Raw genomic sequence first — 15703 nt, 5'->3', positions numbered from 1 at the left:
GCCAATGCAACGAGTCACCATCACGCTTGATGACGATTTACTGGAGACGCTGGACAGCCTGAGCCAGCGTCGTGGTTATAACAACCGTTCCGAAGCTATCCGCGATATTCTGCGTAGTGCCCTGGCGCAGGAAGCTACCCAGCAGCACGGCACACAAGGTTTCGCGGTGCTGTCGTATGTGTATGAACACGAAAAACGCGACTTAGCCAGCCGTATTGTTTCCACCCAGCATCATCACCACGACCTCTCCGTCGCCACGCTACATGTGCACATCAACCACGACGACTGTCTGGAAATCGCCGTGTTGAAAGGTGACATGGGTGACGTGCAGCATTTTGCCGATGACGTTATCGCCCAGCGCGGCGTGCGGCACGGGCATTTGCAGTGCCTGCCGAAGGAAGATTGAGTTATTTCTAAAACAAGGAAAGAAAAGATATTAACTGAACTTAATTTATAAAATTAAGTTCAGTTGCATAGATAGATCCTGTAAAGGCAGATATTCTGCGTAATGTACGTCGCTAAAATTTATAAATGATTCAAACGCTCATTCAGTGTTTCAATAATATAGGTATTAACAGAGACTTGTTGCTGCGCAGCCGCATTATTAAGGCGTTCACTCAGCGATTCTGGATAGCGTAACGTAAAGGTCTTAATCTTTTCTGTACGCGCATACGGCTCAATACCCGCAGCTTTACAATCCTCAAGATACTCTCGCAGGGAAAGCTCTCCTTCTTTTTGCAGCCCCTGAATACTGTCAGAGACAAAATCACAATAACCTGACAAGCCCAGGAATTTGCCACGAAATGCATTCAGTTCTGGCACGTAGGTAATAACAGCTGGTTGCCCGGCAATCTCCATAGAGTTTGGCGTCTTCAGTTTGATCATGGTTTTACCCCTATACTTAGTAACCAGTCACACACGCTTTCTACAGCGCCTTTATCGGTATCTGGCGACGGATGAGGCCGATGGAAACACGCAACGCTCATATTTAGTATGAACTTGCAACGCGAACCTCTTCCTTCCTTAATTTCTCCGCCTAATGCTTTAACCAGTGACTCTATATCAGACCACTTGATCCCTTGAGGAACAGGAGTTTTAAATATTTGATCCAATGTATTTTTTTGTTTCTTCCGTAAAGCCTGTACCTTGGTTCTCATGGCATGTCCTTATGACTTCACTTTATGACATCACAGTATGAAGTCAAGTTTCCCTTCCTTACGCCATTGTCCCAATCGTCTTCCTGAATCGCAGCAGTGCGATGGTGAAAAACGCGCCGCCAATTGCCATCAGCGTCAGGAACTGCGGCCAGACGATTTCGAATCCGGCACCCCGGTAGAGGATGGCCTGCGCGAGGCTAACAAAGTGTGTCGTCGGCATGGTCAGCATAATGTCCTGCACCATCTGCGGCATACTTTCGCGCGGCGTGGATCCACCGGAAAGCATTTGCAGCGGCAGCAGCACCAGAATCACCAGCAGCCCCAGTTGCGGCATTGAACGCGCTATCGTCCCCATAAAAATGCCGATTGACGTGGTGGCAAACAGACTGAGCGCCACGCCCAGCATAAACAGCGGGATCGAGCCTTCAATCGGTACGCCCAGTACACCTTTCACCATCAGCACCAGCGATAATCCCGATACCACCAGCACCACCAGCCCCATCGACCAGATCTTCGCCATCATGATCTCAAACGGCGTTATCGGCATCACCAGTAAATGTTCCACCGTGCCGTGTTCACGCTCGCGGATCAGCGCCGATCCGGTCAATACAATCGCCAGCATGGTAATGTTGTTGATGATCGCCATCACCCCGCCAAACCACGCGGGATCAAGGTTCGGGTTAAAGCGCATCCGGGTTTCCAGCGATACCAACGGTTCGCTGTTATCACGGTAGCGCGCGACAAAGCTGTTCACTTCACCGTTGATAATATTCTGGATATACCCATTGCCGGTAAATGCCTGGCTCATGCGCGTGGCATCGACGTTCACCTGAATATCCGGCTGGCGTCCGGCGAGGACATCACGCTGAAAATTAGGCGGAATATTTATCGCGAAGGTATAGCGTCCGGCGTCCAGTCCGGCATCCATCTCATCGGCGGTGATCATCTCCGGTGGCAAAAACCACGGACGATAGAAGCTGTTAACGATCCGGTTCGATAACTGCGATTGATCCATATCGGCAATGGCGATCGGCGCGAGGTTCAACGATCCTGGCGTAACGGTCGCTGACGAATACACCGACACCGTAAACGAGAAGACAATCAGCGTCAGCATCGCTTTATCACCGAGCAGACTGCGCAACTCTTTGATACCCAGATTAAAAATATTGCGTAAATGGCGCATCATCCCTCCTGTTTTTTCAGCAGCAGGATGCTTAAGCCCATCACCAGCGGGATGGCTATCAGCAACGGGATAAAAAGTTGCCACAAATCAGTCAGATCCAGCGCTTTCGAGAACGTTCCGCGGGCGATAGTCAGAAAATGACTGGTCGGGTAAACCTCGCCGATCCAACGTCCAGGCCCTTCCAGCGAAGCTACCGGATCGATCATCCCGGAAAACTGTGTCGCCGGGATCAATGTGATAATCGCCGTTCCGAAAATGGCGGCAATCTGGCTTTTCATAAAGGTGGAGATCAGCAGCCCCATTCCAGTGGCAATGATGATATACAGCAGCGCCGCCAAGGTGAGCGTCAGGAAACTGCCTTTATGCGGTACGCCAAACACAAACACCGACAGGCCGCAGAGCAGGAAAAAGTTCAGCATCCCCAGCGCGATGTACGGCAGCTGTTTGCCAAGCAAAAATTCGCTACGGGTGGTGGGGGTCACGTAAAGGTTGATAATCGACCCTAGCTCTTTTTCCCGCACCACGCTAAGGGCGCTTAGCATTGACGGGATCATCATCAGCAGAAGCGGGATCACCGCCGGAACAATCGCTGGCAGGCTTTTTACGTCCGGGTTATAGCGATAACGCGTCTCAATGTTCATCAGCCCGCTTTGGCTGGCGGGTGTCGATTGTCGGCTCGCCACATCCTGAAGCCAACTCTGGTGCATTGCCTGCACGTAACCTTTTACCGTTTCGGCACGACTGGGCATCGCTCCGTCGATCCAGACGCCGAGTTCCACAGGCGTACCACGCGCGATATCGCGCCCGAAATTGGGCGGGATCTCAATGGCCACCGTGATATCGCCCGCACGCATCCGACGATCAAGCTCGTCATAACTGGTGAGCGGCGGCTGTTCGATAAAGTAACGGGAACCGGAGAGGTTGAGTGTCCACGCCTGGCTACTGACGGTCTGGTCGCGGTCGAGCACCGCAAAGCGCAGGTTTTCCACATCCATACTGATGCCGTAACCCATTATCAGCATCAGGATCACCGTTCCCATCAGCGCCAGCGTCGAACGTACTGGATCGCGTCGCAGTTCCAGCGCTTCGCGGCGGCTGTAGCTAAACAGACGGCGCAGGCTAAATCCCTGACGCGGCGCGTGGGTGGTGTCGTGTACCACGGGCGGCGCTTCGGCTTCGTTGCTCTGCCCTGCCGCTTCCTGCAAATAGGCGATAAATGCCTCTTCCAGACTGGCGGCTCCGCGTTTCTCAACCAGTTCCTGCGGTGTACCGCTGGCAAGCACTTTTCCGGCGTGCATCAGTGAGATGCGGTCGCAACGTTCCGCTTCGTTCATAAAGTGGGTGGAGATGAAGATAGTCACTTTGTCCTGGCGCGAGAGATCGACCATCAACTGCCAGAACATATCCCTCGCCACCGGATCGACACCAGAAGTAGGCTCATCGAGGATTAACATCTCCGGGCGATGAATCACCGCCACCGCCAGCGAAAGCCGCTGGCGAATGCCGAGCGGCAATGACTCCGGCAGAACATCTTCAACGTCGTTGAGCTTAAAACGCTCGCTCATTTCAGCCACTCGCGCGGGAATTTCCGCTTCCGGGATGTGAAACAAACGGGCATGTAACTCCAGGTTTTGCCGCACGGTGAGTTCGTTATAGAGCGAAAACGCCTGCGACATATAGCCCACACGACGGCGGGTATCGATATCTTTTGGATCAACCGGTTGCCCAAATAGCCACGCCTCACCTTCGCTGGCGGGCAGCAGTCCGGTAAGCATTTTCATGGTGGTGGATTTACCGCAGCCGTTCGAACCAAGGAATCCAAAAATCTCCCCGCGTGGAATGCGGAAATTGACGTGATCAACGGCAACGAAGGAACCAAAACGCATGGTCAGATCGCGCGCTTCGATGGCAATCTCTGCGTTTTCAGGTTGATACGGTGGGATCACTACCGCCTGATGCGCCTGGCGTTGCGCTTGCGGTAACAGATTAATAAATGCTTCTTCCAGCGTGGCGCTTTGCGTTTGCTGCCGCAGCTCTTCGGCGCTGCCGGTTGCCAGCACTTCTCCGGCATTCATCGCTACCAGCCAGTCGAAGCGTTCGGCCTCTTCCATATAGGCGGTGGCGACCAGCACGCTCATATTGCTCTGCCGCTGGCGAATACTGTCGATCAGATCCCAGAACTGGGCGCGGGAGAGCGGGTCAACCCCCGTTGTTGGCTCATCAAGGATCAACAGTTCCGGGTCGTGGATTAACGCGCAGCACAGCCCAAGTTTTTGCTTCATCCCGCCGGAGAGTTTACCTGCCGGACGATCGCGAAACGGTGCTAACCCGGTGCTGGTCAGCAGCTCATTAATTCGCGCTTCCCGCTCCGCTTTATCGTGACCGAACAGGCGAGCGAAAAAATCGACATTTTCATACACCGACAAGGTGTGGTAGAGGTTTTTGCCCAGCCCCTGCGGCATCCAGGCGATGCGCGGGCAGACGTCTCGGCGATGCTTCGGGTCGTGCATATCGCCACCCAGCACCACCACATTGCCCTGCTCAATGACGCGGGCACCGGAAATCAGTGACAATAAACTCGACTTCCCGACGCCATCCGGACCAATCAGCCCGACCATGCAACGGGCCGGAATATCGAGAGTGATATTGTTCAGCGCAACGGTTTTTCCATAATGCTGGCTCACGCCCGCCAGTTGCGCGACAGGCGGGACGGGAACCAGTTCCAGATGCGTCATTGCGGCAACCTCACCACGAGGTCGTCAGGCCACGGAAGTTCTTCATTCACCCGCACCCACGCTACGCCCGGTAAACCGGTTTTGACATATTCCAGATGCTGCTGGAGTAATTCCGGTGGGATACGCGCTTTGACGCGGAACATCAGTTTCAGCCGTTCATCGCTGGTTTCGACGGTTTTTGGCGTGAACTGGGCGACACTGGCGACAAAACTGATGGTTGCAGGAATACGCAGATCTGGCGCGGCATCGAGGATCAGCCGGGCTTCACCGCCCAGTTTCAGCGTGCCCGCCTGTTCGGTTGGCAGGAAGAAGGTCATATAGACGTCGCTGAGATCGACCATATTCAGCACCCGACCGCCTGCCGCCAGCACTTCCCCTGGCTCGGCAACCCGATACTGCACGCGTCCGTCACGCGGGGCTTTCAGTTCACTGTCATCGATATCTGCGGCAATGCGCCGTTCAGTGGCTTGCGCTGCTTCGACCCGAGTTTGCGCCTGAATGATATTGGTGCGTGCTGCTTCTATAGCCGCTTTAGAAGCCGAAACCTGGGCTTTCGCTGATTCCAGCGCAGCTCGGGCGCTCTCAGCGGCGGCGCGGTCGTCATCCAGCTGTTGCGCAGAAATAGCCCCTCGTTGGGCGAGCGAGCGGGAACGCGTATGACGTTTGGCAACAGAGTCCAGTTCGGCCTGGCGTTGATTGACCAGCGACTGTGCGGCACGAGTTTCACTTTGTCGTTGCTCCAGCAAAGCCTGCGCGGCGGCAACGGCGCTTTGTGCCTCTTTGATTTGCGCGATGGCTTCCAGTCGCTGTTCCTGCAACACGCGAGTATCCATCTTCGCCAGCACTTCGCCTTCGCGAACAAACTGGCCTTCTTTCACCAGAATGGTGTCGATACGCCCGGCAATTTTGCTGGCGATATCCACTTCCGTCGCTTCAATGCGCCCATTGCTGACAGCAAAGCCTTCCGGCACACCCGCCGGGCGCAACAGCCACCACGCCACGACGGCAGCCACCGCCAGTGCCCCGACAACCCACCACGCCAGATGGCGCTTACTCTTATCCATAATCGACCCGCCATAATCCCTGTAAGCAAACGACGCGTGTTACAACTGCCGCCGAACGACGTTCAGCGGATTCTTCCATCCGGGATAAGAAGGAAACGACAAATACGACCAGCGCGCAGAGCATTGAGCGCCAACGGGGAAGGCTTAGTGAAAACGGGTAGTAATGTTGTCATCATCAGCATTCCTGGCCGTAAATGAAACACGCATACTCATAAGTGTGATCTATAAAACTGGCTGACAAAACGGTATCCATCCTGTTGGATCGCATTTCACGCCTGTTCAGTTGCAGGAACAGAGCATTCCTTTTTACGTTTTATCAACAGTCTCAACCAGATAGTAACATTAATATTCATGTTGTCTATGGTTCAGAGCTGTAACATTGTGCGCCTTCTAATCAAAGGCATAAGTCCATTTCTGTTTTTTTCATGCTGGTAAGACTTCCAGGGAGTGGTTATCTCTGGCCCTGCACCAGGGTTAATTTGGCAATTATGCATGCTGAACATTCTTCCAGCATGTTTACTGTCACGGGCGTTAAGACCTAAAACTGTCCCCGTTTCACCTATGCGTTCTCTCCCACCATTTCCGTTATGTGCAACAACTTGATTTATACCTAACATTTGTGAACATGCTAATAGTGCTTCAAGTTTAGGTCTGTAATCTGTCGAAACAGAAAAATAACGATTAAAGGATCGACAAGAGATAGCCCGGCTAGTTTTAAACTTTTTGCCATTAATTATAGCATGATGCTTTTTATTAATAATTTCCGCTAATTCGACCGGATCGAGAGCATTGGTCATTTCATCAATAGAGACAGTTATCGGTCCTATAATGTAACGTTTTCGCTGATCATCAAAAGTTATCCCATGATGATTTGCCATTATTTTGTATTTGGGGTCATAGAAACATACAGGATAATCTTTTATCCCGTCGTAGGTATCCTCATCAAGTGGTTTCATGCGCGTGAAGTTTTGCATATAGTTACCATTGCAATTCGTTTCATGATTTCCAGCTAATACATGAACATTTTCATTGATACTCATTATGCGTTTTAACAAATCGATGATAAATTGATCGCCACAGATATTACTAAATCGATCGCCGGTTTGGTCGCCAAGAAACGTACATGGCGTGACTGCGTCTTTATTAATAACCAAATAAGGCTGAAGACTTTCTAAAACATTATCTCTTCTGTTCAGTATACTGATTATTGTATTAACATTAGTGTCAAGTTGCTCATTAAAGTTCTCCCTTAGCAATACGTTGAGAACTTCATCTTCTATATTAAGCAACTGGCTAAGGAAATTTTCTCCTTCAGCCATGATTCCCAAATGTCCTGTTGCAAAAAGCGCGTACAAAACTGCACCGACTGAGCCATCGGTATCGCCAAAATAGGTCGGCCTGGTACTTGTGGGATCAACAGGTGAACAATTGGAGAAATAGGTTCTGTCAGCGAACTGGGGTTTTATAATTGTTTCGAATTTAATATCAAATACATTGTATTGCGATATTTCCCAGTTCCAGATGGGTTTGTACGACTCAGTAACTGCAACATCATTAGCATTATCATTTACTGTCATATTATTAAGTAAATAAACAATGCTGCACCAATTAATATCGGTATTATCAAGAGGGCAACCGTAATTTTTACTATTAATTGTCACAATAAACTGATAACAGTTATTCCTACGTAGAATATGAGCGCGCATGCCCGATAGCATACTATATTTTTCTGAATGATTCGTTTGTATGGTAAATGAAATTTTGTCATCTTGAATAGATTGTTGGAAACGTTCTATTTGCCAATCATCAATTTTTTCCACAACTTCACCGAGCATTGTCCTGGCAATACTTGATATATCATCACCTATACCATTTGCAATATACCCAAACAGTTCTTTAGTGAAGTTGGTAACATGCTCTTGCACCATATCATTTGTTGCGATTGTCGTTGTACTGCCATTAGTGCCTGCCACAGTTCCAATTTTCATCTTTTACCTCATATTATTCACCGCGAGGAATACATAGTTAACATTTTATCTTATGACATACACCTCATATTCGATGGGGAAATAATTATATTTTGCACAAATCATTCAGCCTTAAAGCATAATATGAAATTTCTTATCTCATAGCAGAGAAAGTCCCTAAATATTGTAGAGGCGTCATCAGTACATACCTCTACAATCGATTAAGAAAACCTATGAAATACTGGCAAAATTAAAAAGAGATACCACAGCACTCATGAAGTTTTATTGAGGTTGAAAACAACTAAGCCCTGGGACACCTTTTTTATCACCACGTTCGTTAGGTGCTATCTTCCAAGAATTTAGCCCCATGGTATAATTATCAATTTTTTGATGCTGGTCTACCCCTAATCCATAATGGCCAAATTTCTGTTTAGTTTTTTTGAGCGTCTGTCCACATTTGAAGATATCTTCAGGTTTTGGTCTGAAAGCAGTAGTGTTATTAAAATAATTTTCATATACAGGTGTGGGTGCTATAGCATTGCTTCTAATTAGATGGAGAAGATGATCATCCATGTGTTGTTTATGTTTTTTATTACATATATTTGCTAATTCCTCAGGATCAATTGGGTCTTTCATCTGATTAAATGGAACCTGCAAAGCACCGAGACAATAACATTGATTTTCTTCATTTCTTATTATTCCGTGATGACTGGTTAAAACTTTAGTTTCTGAGTTATAATTACAAACATCGAGCGTTTTAATTAAGTTATACGTATCACCGGCAGAGAGTTTATAATTTTCTAGTCGTGCAGTATAGTTACCATTAAAATTGATTTCATGATTTCCAGCCAGAACGATGACATTTTTATTAATACGGCTATCTTTATTACCCTCCATATTTCGCATAGAATTTAGCAAAGTAAGGATATATTTATCACCAAAAATAGTACTAAATCTATCGCCTGTATGATCCCCAAGGAAGATACAAGGGGTTATCGCATCGTCCTTTAAAAAAACATGTTGATGCAACTCATTCAATATCATGTCTCTCGTATTTAATAAATTGTAGAGCAATTTATTATTTTTATGTATGTATGCAGATGAAGCCATGTCTTCGTGTTTTAATAATTCACATAATAAACTCCAACCCTTTTCCCTGATGCCTATATGCCCTGAAACGAGCAATGAATAAAGTACAGCGCCTACTCTTCCATCTGTATCGCCAAAATAAGCCGTGTTGGCATTTTGTGGGTTAATCACACCACATTGTTTATAAAAGTCTATTTTAGAAAACACAGATTTAACATAGCTATCAAACTTATCCTTAGGAAACGTCTCTTTAGAGACATCCCAACGCCAGTCAGCTTTAAAATTACCGCTAAGAAGAGTAAAGAAATTTTCAGGTATGATAGAAAGCCCATTAACTTTATAAATTATGTCTGATTTATCTCCGGAGAAATTAATAAAATAATAACCATCCTTACACTCAATCTTAACTGTAATGGGAGACGATAATTTTATCACATGGTTATTGTCTGGTATAATTGTAAAGATAAACGTGTTAGTAGTATTATCGGCAAAACTATTATATTCTTGAATATCTATAGATGGCTCACTATTGTAAAACCATATTTTCTCCATCTGAAGACTATGTTCATTTACCCTCCAGTGACCATGTTGCAGGAAATAGATGATATGCATGCCAAAATCGTTATCTATTTGCGAATCATTATCCAGCTTATCAATTTCAACTATCTTTGAACGATGTGTTTTATCAACCTTGCTATGGTGTTGATGATTATTAACTTTATCTGAATGCTTATCTTTATGGTTTGAAGGGATGTACTTAAATATATTGTCAATTGCTTTCATAAATAACCCGCGATATTTTTGACCTGTTAGTAAAAAATAAATGATACATGTCTGAAAGACATATTTACGACGATATAAAACAATAATACTTATATGTTCGCTGATTTTAAGCACCGAGACTATCCGGTCTTTTACTAAATAATGGAAAACAATCCATCCCTGGAAGACAATTGTAAAAAAAACAACAGAATAAGAATTAATCTTAGGATAAATATTTATTTATCATGGCCTTTTGACCGCTAAAAAATGGCACTCGGCACAGTAAACCCCGCTATAGTTATGCTATGCATTTGTCTTTAATGATATCTCGTCGTTATATTAACAGGCTGAAATTATCATTAATGCACATTTCAATATTAGCAGGGATACCTGAGGAGTTTAAAGTGAACATATATATCGGGTAGCTTTTCAAATTAATCCCTTTGATTATAGGCTTAATTTGCATCGCGTTAGGTGGCTTTGTGCTGGAAAGTTCAGGGCAACGTCACGGGTCATGTGCTGATTTCTCTGGCGGCCATATGCCTGGCATTATTCACTACCGCATTTATTATCATTTCGCAACTCACGCGCGGCGTTAATACGTTTTACAATACATTGTTCCCCATTATTGGCTATGCGGGGTCAATTATCACCATGATATGGGGTTGGGCACTGTTAGCAGGTAATGATGTGATGGCAGACGAGTTTGTTGCCGGCCATGTTATTTTTGGCGTTGGTATGATTGCCGCATGTGTATCGACGGTGGCAGCGTCGTCCGGTCACTTTCTGCTCATTCCCAAAAATGCAGCGGGGAGCAAGAGCGACGGAACACCGGTACAGGCTTATTCTTCATTAATCGGTAATTGCCTCATTGCCGTTCCCGTTTTACTCACCCTGCTCGGTTTCATTTGGTCTATTACGCTGTTACATAGTGCCGACATAACTCCGCATTATGTCGCCTTGGGTTAACCGCAATCTGTGCCTGTCTAATTGGCCTAGTGGCCACAATCGTCCATCAAACACGTAATACGTTCTCATCCAAAGAGCACTGGCTGTGGTGTTATTGGGTTATTTTTCTCGGCTCAGTCACGGTGCTGCAGGGGATATACGTCTTAGTCAGTTCCGATGCAAGCGCCCGACTGGCTCCCGGCATTATTCTCATTTGCCTCGGAATGATCTGTTACAGCATATTCTCAAAAGTCTGGCTACTGGCACTGGTCTGGAGACGTACCTGTTCGTTAGCCAACAGAATACCGATGATACCGGTATTTACCTGTCTGTTTTGCTTGTTTTTGTCATCATTCCTCGCGGAAATCGCACAAACTGAGCTGGACTACTTTATTCCATCTCGGGTTCTGGTTGGATTAGGCGCAGTATGTTTTACATTGTTCTCTATTGTTTCAATATTAGAGGCCGGTTCTGCGAAAAAAAATTAAAATTTACATAATCCCAGCGTTATTCATATCTTAACGCTGGTTTTTTACGAACTTAGTGAAATAATGTAGAATATAAAATTATAATTTTATATTGGAGCACATGTGTTAATGATCAACCCCGGGATACTAAAAATATAGACATTATTAAACTTGCTTAGCCTCGCATTGCCTTTACCTGTTAAAGATGCATCGAGAAAATTGAGTCTGAAGTTCTCATCCTTTATCTGATTTTCCAGTCCCGAAACTTTGGCCTTAGCATTACCTGAGATCCGTCCGTTACTATCTATTTTGTAGGTAAAAAAATACGAATGGGAAAATTTCCTCGGTGTATCTTCATCAGTTAAGCCAACAATCGTAAAACTACCGCTACCATCTTTTTTTAAAATGACTGAAAGGTTAGCAGAGTAGTATAAAGAATGATCTGTTTTAGCATTTCTTGTTAACGTCGACGTACATTCAAGAGACGTTGTGCTACCATCACGAGCCTTCCAGAGAGCAAAAAAACACACCTGTAGCAATGTGAAAACAAGTATTAATATAAAATACATTTTCTTATTAGTCATATAATAGCACCTCTGAACAAATTGCATAAGTTTCGTCATTAGAGGATTTTATACATCTTGATAAATACCGCTGCCCTTCCCCAAGCAAATAATGCATACTATTTACATCATATATAAAATTTGCACCTGGCACACAGGGTAAATGCTTTTTCGAAATTTCAGCGGCCTCTATTTGAGATTTAGCGATGCCAATCTCGTTAAGATTCTCTGAAAGATATAAATCACAGGTGTCAATCTTACCTGATTTAACCAATGGATAATCCGTTATACTGTAGGTATCTTTAAAAGCCACGGCAAACATTTCAATAATAACAATTACTACCACAAGCGAAATCAAAATGCGAAAAAGAGGAATACTCCTTTTGCGCTCTACTTTTTCAACAACATCTTCTTGTAAATGAGAATCATCATAAGATTGTTTACTTATTGTTATGTTTTCACTGATGTAAAAGCCTACTTTGGGTATCGTAAGAATCACATTTTCTTCAACACCAATATTTTTAAAACTTTTGCGTAACAGGGATATATATTGGTTCAATGTGTTGTTTGACAGATCAAATGAAAATCTCTCCAAAACGCTATCAATGATTGAGTTCCTGTCAACCGCTCCACCATTACTTTCCAGTAACACTGCCAAAATACACCCCGCCGTAGCTGGAAAATTTATCTCATCCTGGGTATTTACATTCGAGAGCGAGCATTTGTTCGGATCAAAAATAATCGCGTCATTGATAATGAAAAAACATCTCCGCTCCATGCAGGCAACAACACAAAATAAGATTTTGTCATTTTAGCCTATTCCTGGTGGAACTGACACAAGAAACTAAAATACAAATATAACCCTGAAAAAGTCATATAAAACTTATATCCACAGAATAAAAAATCAAACATGTCAGTTTTATCAATATAAAGTATCGCAAGGCGAAAAGTGATGCAAGAATACTCCTAAGTAAATGAAAGCGCACCACATGAAATTATCAACACATGTAATTTCATCATTAGGTGCTATCGAAAATAACTCAGGAGCTACTTAAGATGAATAATGTCTTACTCATGAGACCCGATGACTCAGAATTTATGATACCTGATGACTGGTCAGGGCTAAACGCAAAAGGCATTACATACGAACAAGATAATAGAGTGACAGAGTCTTTTCTGCCTTTTAAATCTTTTTATTGTTCACCGGTGTGCACGACAGTTGAACTCATCTCATAAAATAATTGTTTTGCTATGGGTATCCGCTACCTTCTGGAAAAGAAAAGAGACTTAAGGCTAAATCACTTTAAAGCCTTCTCTCATAAATGCGAGACAAAACCTGACGTGTTAATTATGACCGGGTGCACCGTCGCTGATACTTATAGTATATTCTCACGCATTGTTGAAGAAAATATAATGAAAACGATGACACCTATCGTCATCATTACTGGGCATCACTCAGAAGATCTTTGTTCTCTGGCATCGAAACTGGGAGGAGTTAAAATAATATCACCGACAGAAAAGATTGCAAAAATAGAAAACGCTATCAATGATGCTTTTAACAGCAAGCCTAAAAAAATAAGATTTTTAACAGATATACTCTCTCCTCAACAAATTGAGACCATGAAAATGGTTGCGCAGGGTAGATCCGTTAATGAGATTTCAGCCGCAATGAATATTAGCATCAAGACCGTGTATGCACATAAAGTTCGTGCTATCAATAAGCTGGGAATTAAGAAAAAAGTTTATGAAGCGCTTTTTTATAAAGCGCTAATTCAGTTCAACTGATGTAAAAATCACCCTCGCTTAATAAATAATATATTCTATGTCTTTTTTTATAAGTTAAAAAAGGCGGGATATCAAATCCCGCCATGAAATTAACTAATCATCTGCATTATTCTGCGTAGATATAAGCCTGGGTACGGATGGTGTAAGAGTCTGGCTCAACAACCTGTTCTTTCATATGGGAAACGACGCGATAGGCACCACCTGTTCCAGTATTTTTCAGCATCATATAACGCTTACCGCCAATCTCTTCGGAGGCAGCTGAAGGAGGATCCTGCTCAAGCGTTGTCAGGGAAACTTTCAGTTTATGGTCCGGGTTATTGTCACCAGAAATTACTGCATCCGCTGAAGTACTGCTCTCCGCATAAATATCATCCGGGAAAGTTACAGCATAGTCGTGGCTCTGCCCATCAGATGCGCCAACAATACCTGTTGCCAAAGGCGTCCATGCAGTTAACGTACCGCTATATACCCCTTTCACTGGTTGAATGGTATTATTAACAACGATAGGCTTGGTCAAAGTAAGATTAGCTGACGCTTCAGTACCCTGGCTTACTAAAGTTCCCGCCTGAGAAGCAAAAGCTGTCCCCGCCAGCATGATTGCTAACAATGTTTTCTTCATTATATTTTCTCCATGATTTTCATTTACACTGCAAAATGCAGTTTCTTTCTTTGCATTTACGTGCTATCGCGAAAATGCTTCCACCAAATAATGGAAACATCTTCACAAAAATAAATTATGAGTTTCTTAATTTAGAAACTATAAACATGTCGCCGCTATCTGGTATAACCCTGATGCACTTTTCTTCGCAGGAAGTTGGTATTTTGCGATACAGGATTGATCTTTAGAATAACCCCATTTCACATTAAACTCGCCTTCCGCACTCAAGCCAGAAACATAAGCAATACCATCTTCACCTACAATGCCGGCCATATTTTCAGTGTCTTTGCTATAACTAATCACAGCGCCGAAGGGGATGGGTTTACCCTCTTTCTGTTTTAAGGTTACTAATCCTTTATCCCCGCTCTTCACTGCCAATGTCGCAGGCACAACGGCTCCAGCTGTCGGTACAACCAATTGACTAGTTTGTGGTAAGTCGTAATTCTTACCTATCGTTTTTTCATCCAGAATAACATCGTCTCTTCGGTATGGCTGCACTGGCAGTATTGCATACCCACGAAAATCAGTACTCAGTCCCGGCCAGCCATTAACGTTAACCCCCGTTGCTCCGGGTGCCTCTATAAGGGCTAATGTCCCATCCACATTTTGACCAAATGTAAGTCCATCCCTTGTAATAAGTATCCCACCGCTTAAATTTGCACCTAGCTGTTTCATGTTTTCGCTGGAGCTGTAATGGCTACTAAACTGACCATATGATCCATTTTTGCCAACTTGCACAATGTTCATCGTGCTCTTCGGTTGTGACTGATGAGCGTTAGTTATATTTGTCGCTACATCCCACCATACACCACCACTATTCTGACCTGATAATGAAACCTGATAGTTATTACCCTGCTCTCCCGAACGACTCATCTGTGAAGACGCATAAATTTGATTTTCGTCACCCAGCGATAATGGCACTGAAATACCCACGCTTAATTTCCGATCTACTTTCCATTTATGCGATGTCAGCAAGTCGTTTTTTGCCCAGTTAATGGAGAATGTTATGCCTCTCCATACCGTACTATAACTCAGGCTGGTAGACCGCGTGTTTCCTGTGCCCCGGGAAGAATTATACCTCGTGGTATTGAAGTTCAAATTCCCGATATTACCAAGGGGCTGGGATAAGGATATCGTAGAGCCATCGTGACTATTCTTATCTCTTTTTCTGTTCCGTTCATCCTGTGCACTTACTGCTTCAGTCAGTGTGGCATAACCTGATGCATAACGGTTCGTGGTTATAGACAATAGACTGGCCCCCTGAATCTCCAGACAACCAGTATCACTTATTTAAGTGATAGTCTTAATACTAGTTTTTAGACTAG

The 15703-nt window shown here is 44.7% G+C and carries 13 protein-coding genes and 2 pseudogenes; 3 read left to right on the top strand and 12 right to left on the bottom strand.

Features of this window, described 5'->3' with window-relative positions:
* The first annotated feature begins 4 nt into the window (after positions 1 to 4).
* On the top strand, positions 5 to 406 hold the full coding sequence (nikR, locus tag ABZJ92_RS03520) for a nickel-responsive transcriptional regulator NikR (RefSeq protein WP_001190062.1): 402 nt from the start codon (positions 5 to 7) through the stop codon (positions 404 to 406).
* Between the two features lie 119 nt (positions 407 to 525).
* Here the strand turns inward: nikR and ABZJ92_RS03515 are convergent, their stop codons facing one another.
* The 8 genes from ABZJ92_RS03515 to ABZJ92_RS03480 form a co-directional block, all read right to left on the bottom strand.
* Positions 526 to 885, bottom strand: coding sequence for a type II toxin-antitoxin system HicB family antitoxin (locus ABZJ92_RS03515; protein ID WP_000593555.1), 360 nt, complete (start codon positions 883 to 885; stop codon positions 526 to 528).
* A complete protein-coding gene (locus ABZJ92_RS03510) occupies positions 882 to 1157 on the bottom strand; it encodes a type II toxin-antitoxin system HicA family toxin (RefSeq protein WP_001259384.1) in 276 nt (91 codons plus the stop codon). Before ABZJ92_RS03510 ends, ABZJ92_RS03515 begins: the two co-directional genes overlap by 4 nt.
* A 58-nt stretch (positions 1158 to 1215) precedes the next feature.
* Entirely contained in the window at positions 1216 to 2340 is a 1125-nt protein-coding gene (locus tag ABZJ92_RS03505; protein WP_001216257.1) for an ABC transporter permease, read from the bottom strand.
* Positions 2340 to 5075: a ribosome-associated ATPase/putative transporter RbbA gene (gene rbbA, locus ABZJ92_RS03500; protein ID WP_000149170.1), complete on the bottom strand. Its 2736-nt coding sequence runs from the start codon at positions 5073 to 5075 to the stop codon at positions 2340 to 2342. Before rbbA ends, ABZJ92_RS03505 begins: the two co-directional genes overlap by 1 nt.
* Complete coding sequence (locus ABZJ92_RS03495) at positions 5072 to 6139, bottom strand: HlyD family secretion protein (RefSeq protein WP_000361470.1); 1068 nt, start codon at positions 6137 to 6139, stop codon at positions 5072 to 5074. The genes rbbA and ABZJ92_RS03495 overlap by 4 nt, the downstream gene beginning before the upstream one ends.
* A gap of 62 nt (positions 6140 to 6201) precedes the next feature.
* Positions 6202 to 6315, bottom strand: a complete 114-nt coding sequence (yhiY, locus tag ABZJ92_RS03490) for a protein YhiY (RefSeq protein ID WP_001296785.1) — start codon at positions 6313 to 6315, stop codon at positions 6202 to 6204.
* A gap of 189 nt (positions 6316 to 6504) precedes the next feature.
* Positions 6505 to 8127: a DUF4049 domain-containing protein gene (locus tag ABZJ92_RS03485; RefSeq protein ID WP_005052620.1), complete on the bottom strand. Its 1623-nt coding sequence runs from the start codon at positions 8125 to 8127 to the stop codon at positions 6505 to 6507.
* A gap of 261 nt (positions 8128 to 8388) precedes the next feature.
* On the bottom strand, positions 8389 to 9978 hold the full coding sequence (locus ABZJ92_RS03480) for a DUF4049 domain-containing protein (RefSeq protein WP_000643692.1): 1590 nt from the start codon (positions 9976 to 9978) through the stop codon (positions 8389 to 8391).
* Positions 9979 to 10394: 416 nt separating this feature from the next.
* Between ABZJ92_RS03480 and ABZJ92_RS03475 the strand changes: the two are divergent.
* A pseudogene (locus ABZJ92_RS03475) lies at positions 10395 to 11393 on the top strand (DUF2776 family protein).
* A gap of 86 nt (positions 11394 to 11479) precedes the next feature.
* On the opposite strand, the gene ABZJ92_RS03470 reads toward ABZJ92_RS03475, so the two are convergent.
* Both ABZJ92_RS03470 and ABZJ92_RS03465 read right to left on the bottom strand, forming a co-directional pair.
* Complete coding sequence (locus ABZJ92_RS03470) at positions 11480 to 11956, bottom strand: hypothetical protein (protein ID WP_000182502.1); 477 nt, start codon at positions 11954 to 11956, stop codon at positions 11480 to 11482.
* Positions 11949 to 12713 carry a winged helix-turn-helix domain-containing protein gene (locus tag ABZJ92_RS03465; protein WP_000442140.1) on the bottom strand — a complete coding sequence of 255 codons (765 nt, stop codon included), beginning with the start codon at positions 12711 to 12713 and terminating at the stop codon, positions 11949 to 11951. The genes ABZJ92_RS03470 and ABZJ92_RS03465 overlap by 8 nt, the downstream gene beginning before the upstream one ends.
* A 245-nt stretch (positions 12714 to 12958) precedes the next feature.
* Here ABZJ92_RS03465 and ABZJ92_RS03460 point away from each other — a divergent pair.
* Positions 12959 to 13720: pseudogene (locus tag ABZJ92_RS03460) on the top strand (response regulator transcription factor).
* A 106-nt stretch (positions 13721 to 13826) separates the two neighbouring features.
* Here the strand turns inward: ABZJ92_RS03460 and ABZJ92_RS03455 are convergent.
* Positions 13827 to 14339 (bottom strand): hypothetical protein, encoded by a 513-nt coding sequence (locus tag ABZJ92_RS03455; RefSeq protein WP_000751953.1) that lies wholly within the window; start codon positions 14337 to 14339, stop codon positions 13827 to 13829.
* A gap of 138 nt (positions 14340 to 14477) precedes the next feature.
* Complete coding sequence (locus ABZJ92_RS03450; RefSeq protein WP_005052604.1) at positions 14478 to 15626, bottom strand: fimbria/pilus outer membrane usher protein; 1149 nt, start codon at positions 15624 to 15626, stop codon at positions 14478 to 14480.
* Between the last annotated feature and the right edge of the window lie 77 nt (positions 15627 to 15703).

Source organism: Shigella sp. FJ200513 (assembly GCF_040495915.1).
GTDB lineage: Bacteria > Pseudomonadota > Gammaproteobacteria > Enterobacterales > Enterobacteriaceae > ECMA0423.
Note: the sequence above shows the minus strand (reverse complement) of the source record. Positions and strands in the feature narration are given on the sequence as shown.

Bases quoted from the DNA above. Each gene is read 5' to 3' on its own strand.
- nikR (WP_001190062.1), top strand. From the start codon at position 5: ATGCAACGAGTCACCATCACGCTTGATGACGATTTACTGGAGACGCTG.
- ABZJ92_RS03515 (WP_000593555.1), bottom strand. From the start codon at position 885: ATGATCAAACTGAAGACGCCAAACTCTATGGAGATTGCCGGGCAACCA.
- ABZJ92_RS03510 (WP_001259384.1), bottom strand. From the start codon at position 1,157: ATGAGAACCAAGGTACAGGCTTTACGGAAGAAACAAAAAAATACATTG.
- ABZJ92_RS03505 (WP_001216257.1), bottom strand. From the start codon at position 2,340: ATGCGCCATTTACGCAATATTTTTAATCTGGGTATCAAAGAGTTGCGC.
- rbbA (WP_000149170.1), bottom strand. From the start codon at position 5,075: ATGACGCATCTGGAACTGGTTCCCGTCCCGCCTGTCGCGCAACTGGCG.
- ABZJ92_RS03495 (WP_000361470.1), bottom strand. From the start codon at position 6,139: ATGGATAAGAGTAAGCGCCATCTGGCGTGGTGGGTTGTCGGGGCACTG.
- yhiY (WP_001296785.1), bottom strand. From the start codon at position 6,315: ATGATGACAACATTACTACCCGTTTTCACTAAGCCTTCCCCGTTGGCG.
- ABZJ92_RS03485 (WP_005052620.1), bottom strand. From the start codon at position 8,127: ATGAAAATTGGAACTGTGGCAGGCACTAATGGCAGTACAACGACAATC.
- ABZJ92_RS03480 (WP_000643692.1), bottom strand. From the start codon at position 9,978: ATGAAAGCAATTGACAATATATTTAAGTACATCCCTTCAAACCATAAA.
- ABZJ92_RS03470 (WP_000182502.1), bottom strand. From the start codon at position 11,956: ATGACTAATAAGAAAATGTATTTTATATTAATACTTGTTTTCACATTG.
- ABZJ92_RS03465 (WP_000442140.1), bottom strand. From the start codon at position 12,713: ATGGAGCGGAGATGTTTTTTCATTATCAATGACGCGATTATTTTTGAT.
- ABZJ92_RS03455 (WP_000751953.1), bottom strand. From the start codon at position 14,339: ATGAAGAAAACATTGTTAGCAATCATGCTGGCGGGGACAGCTTTTGCT.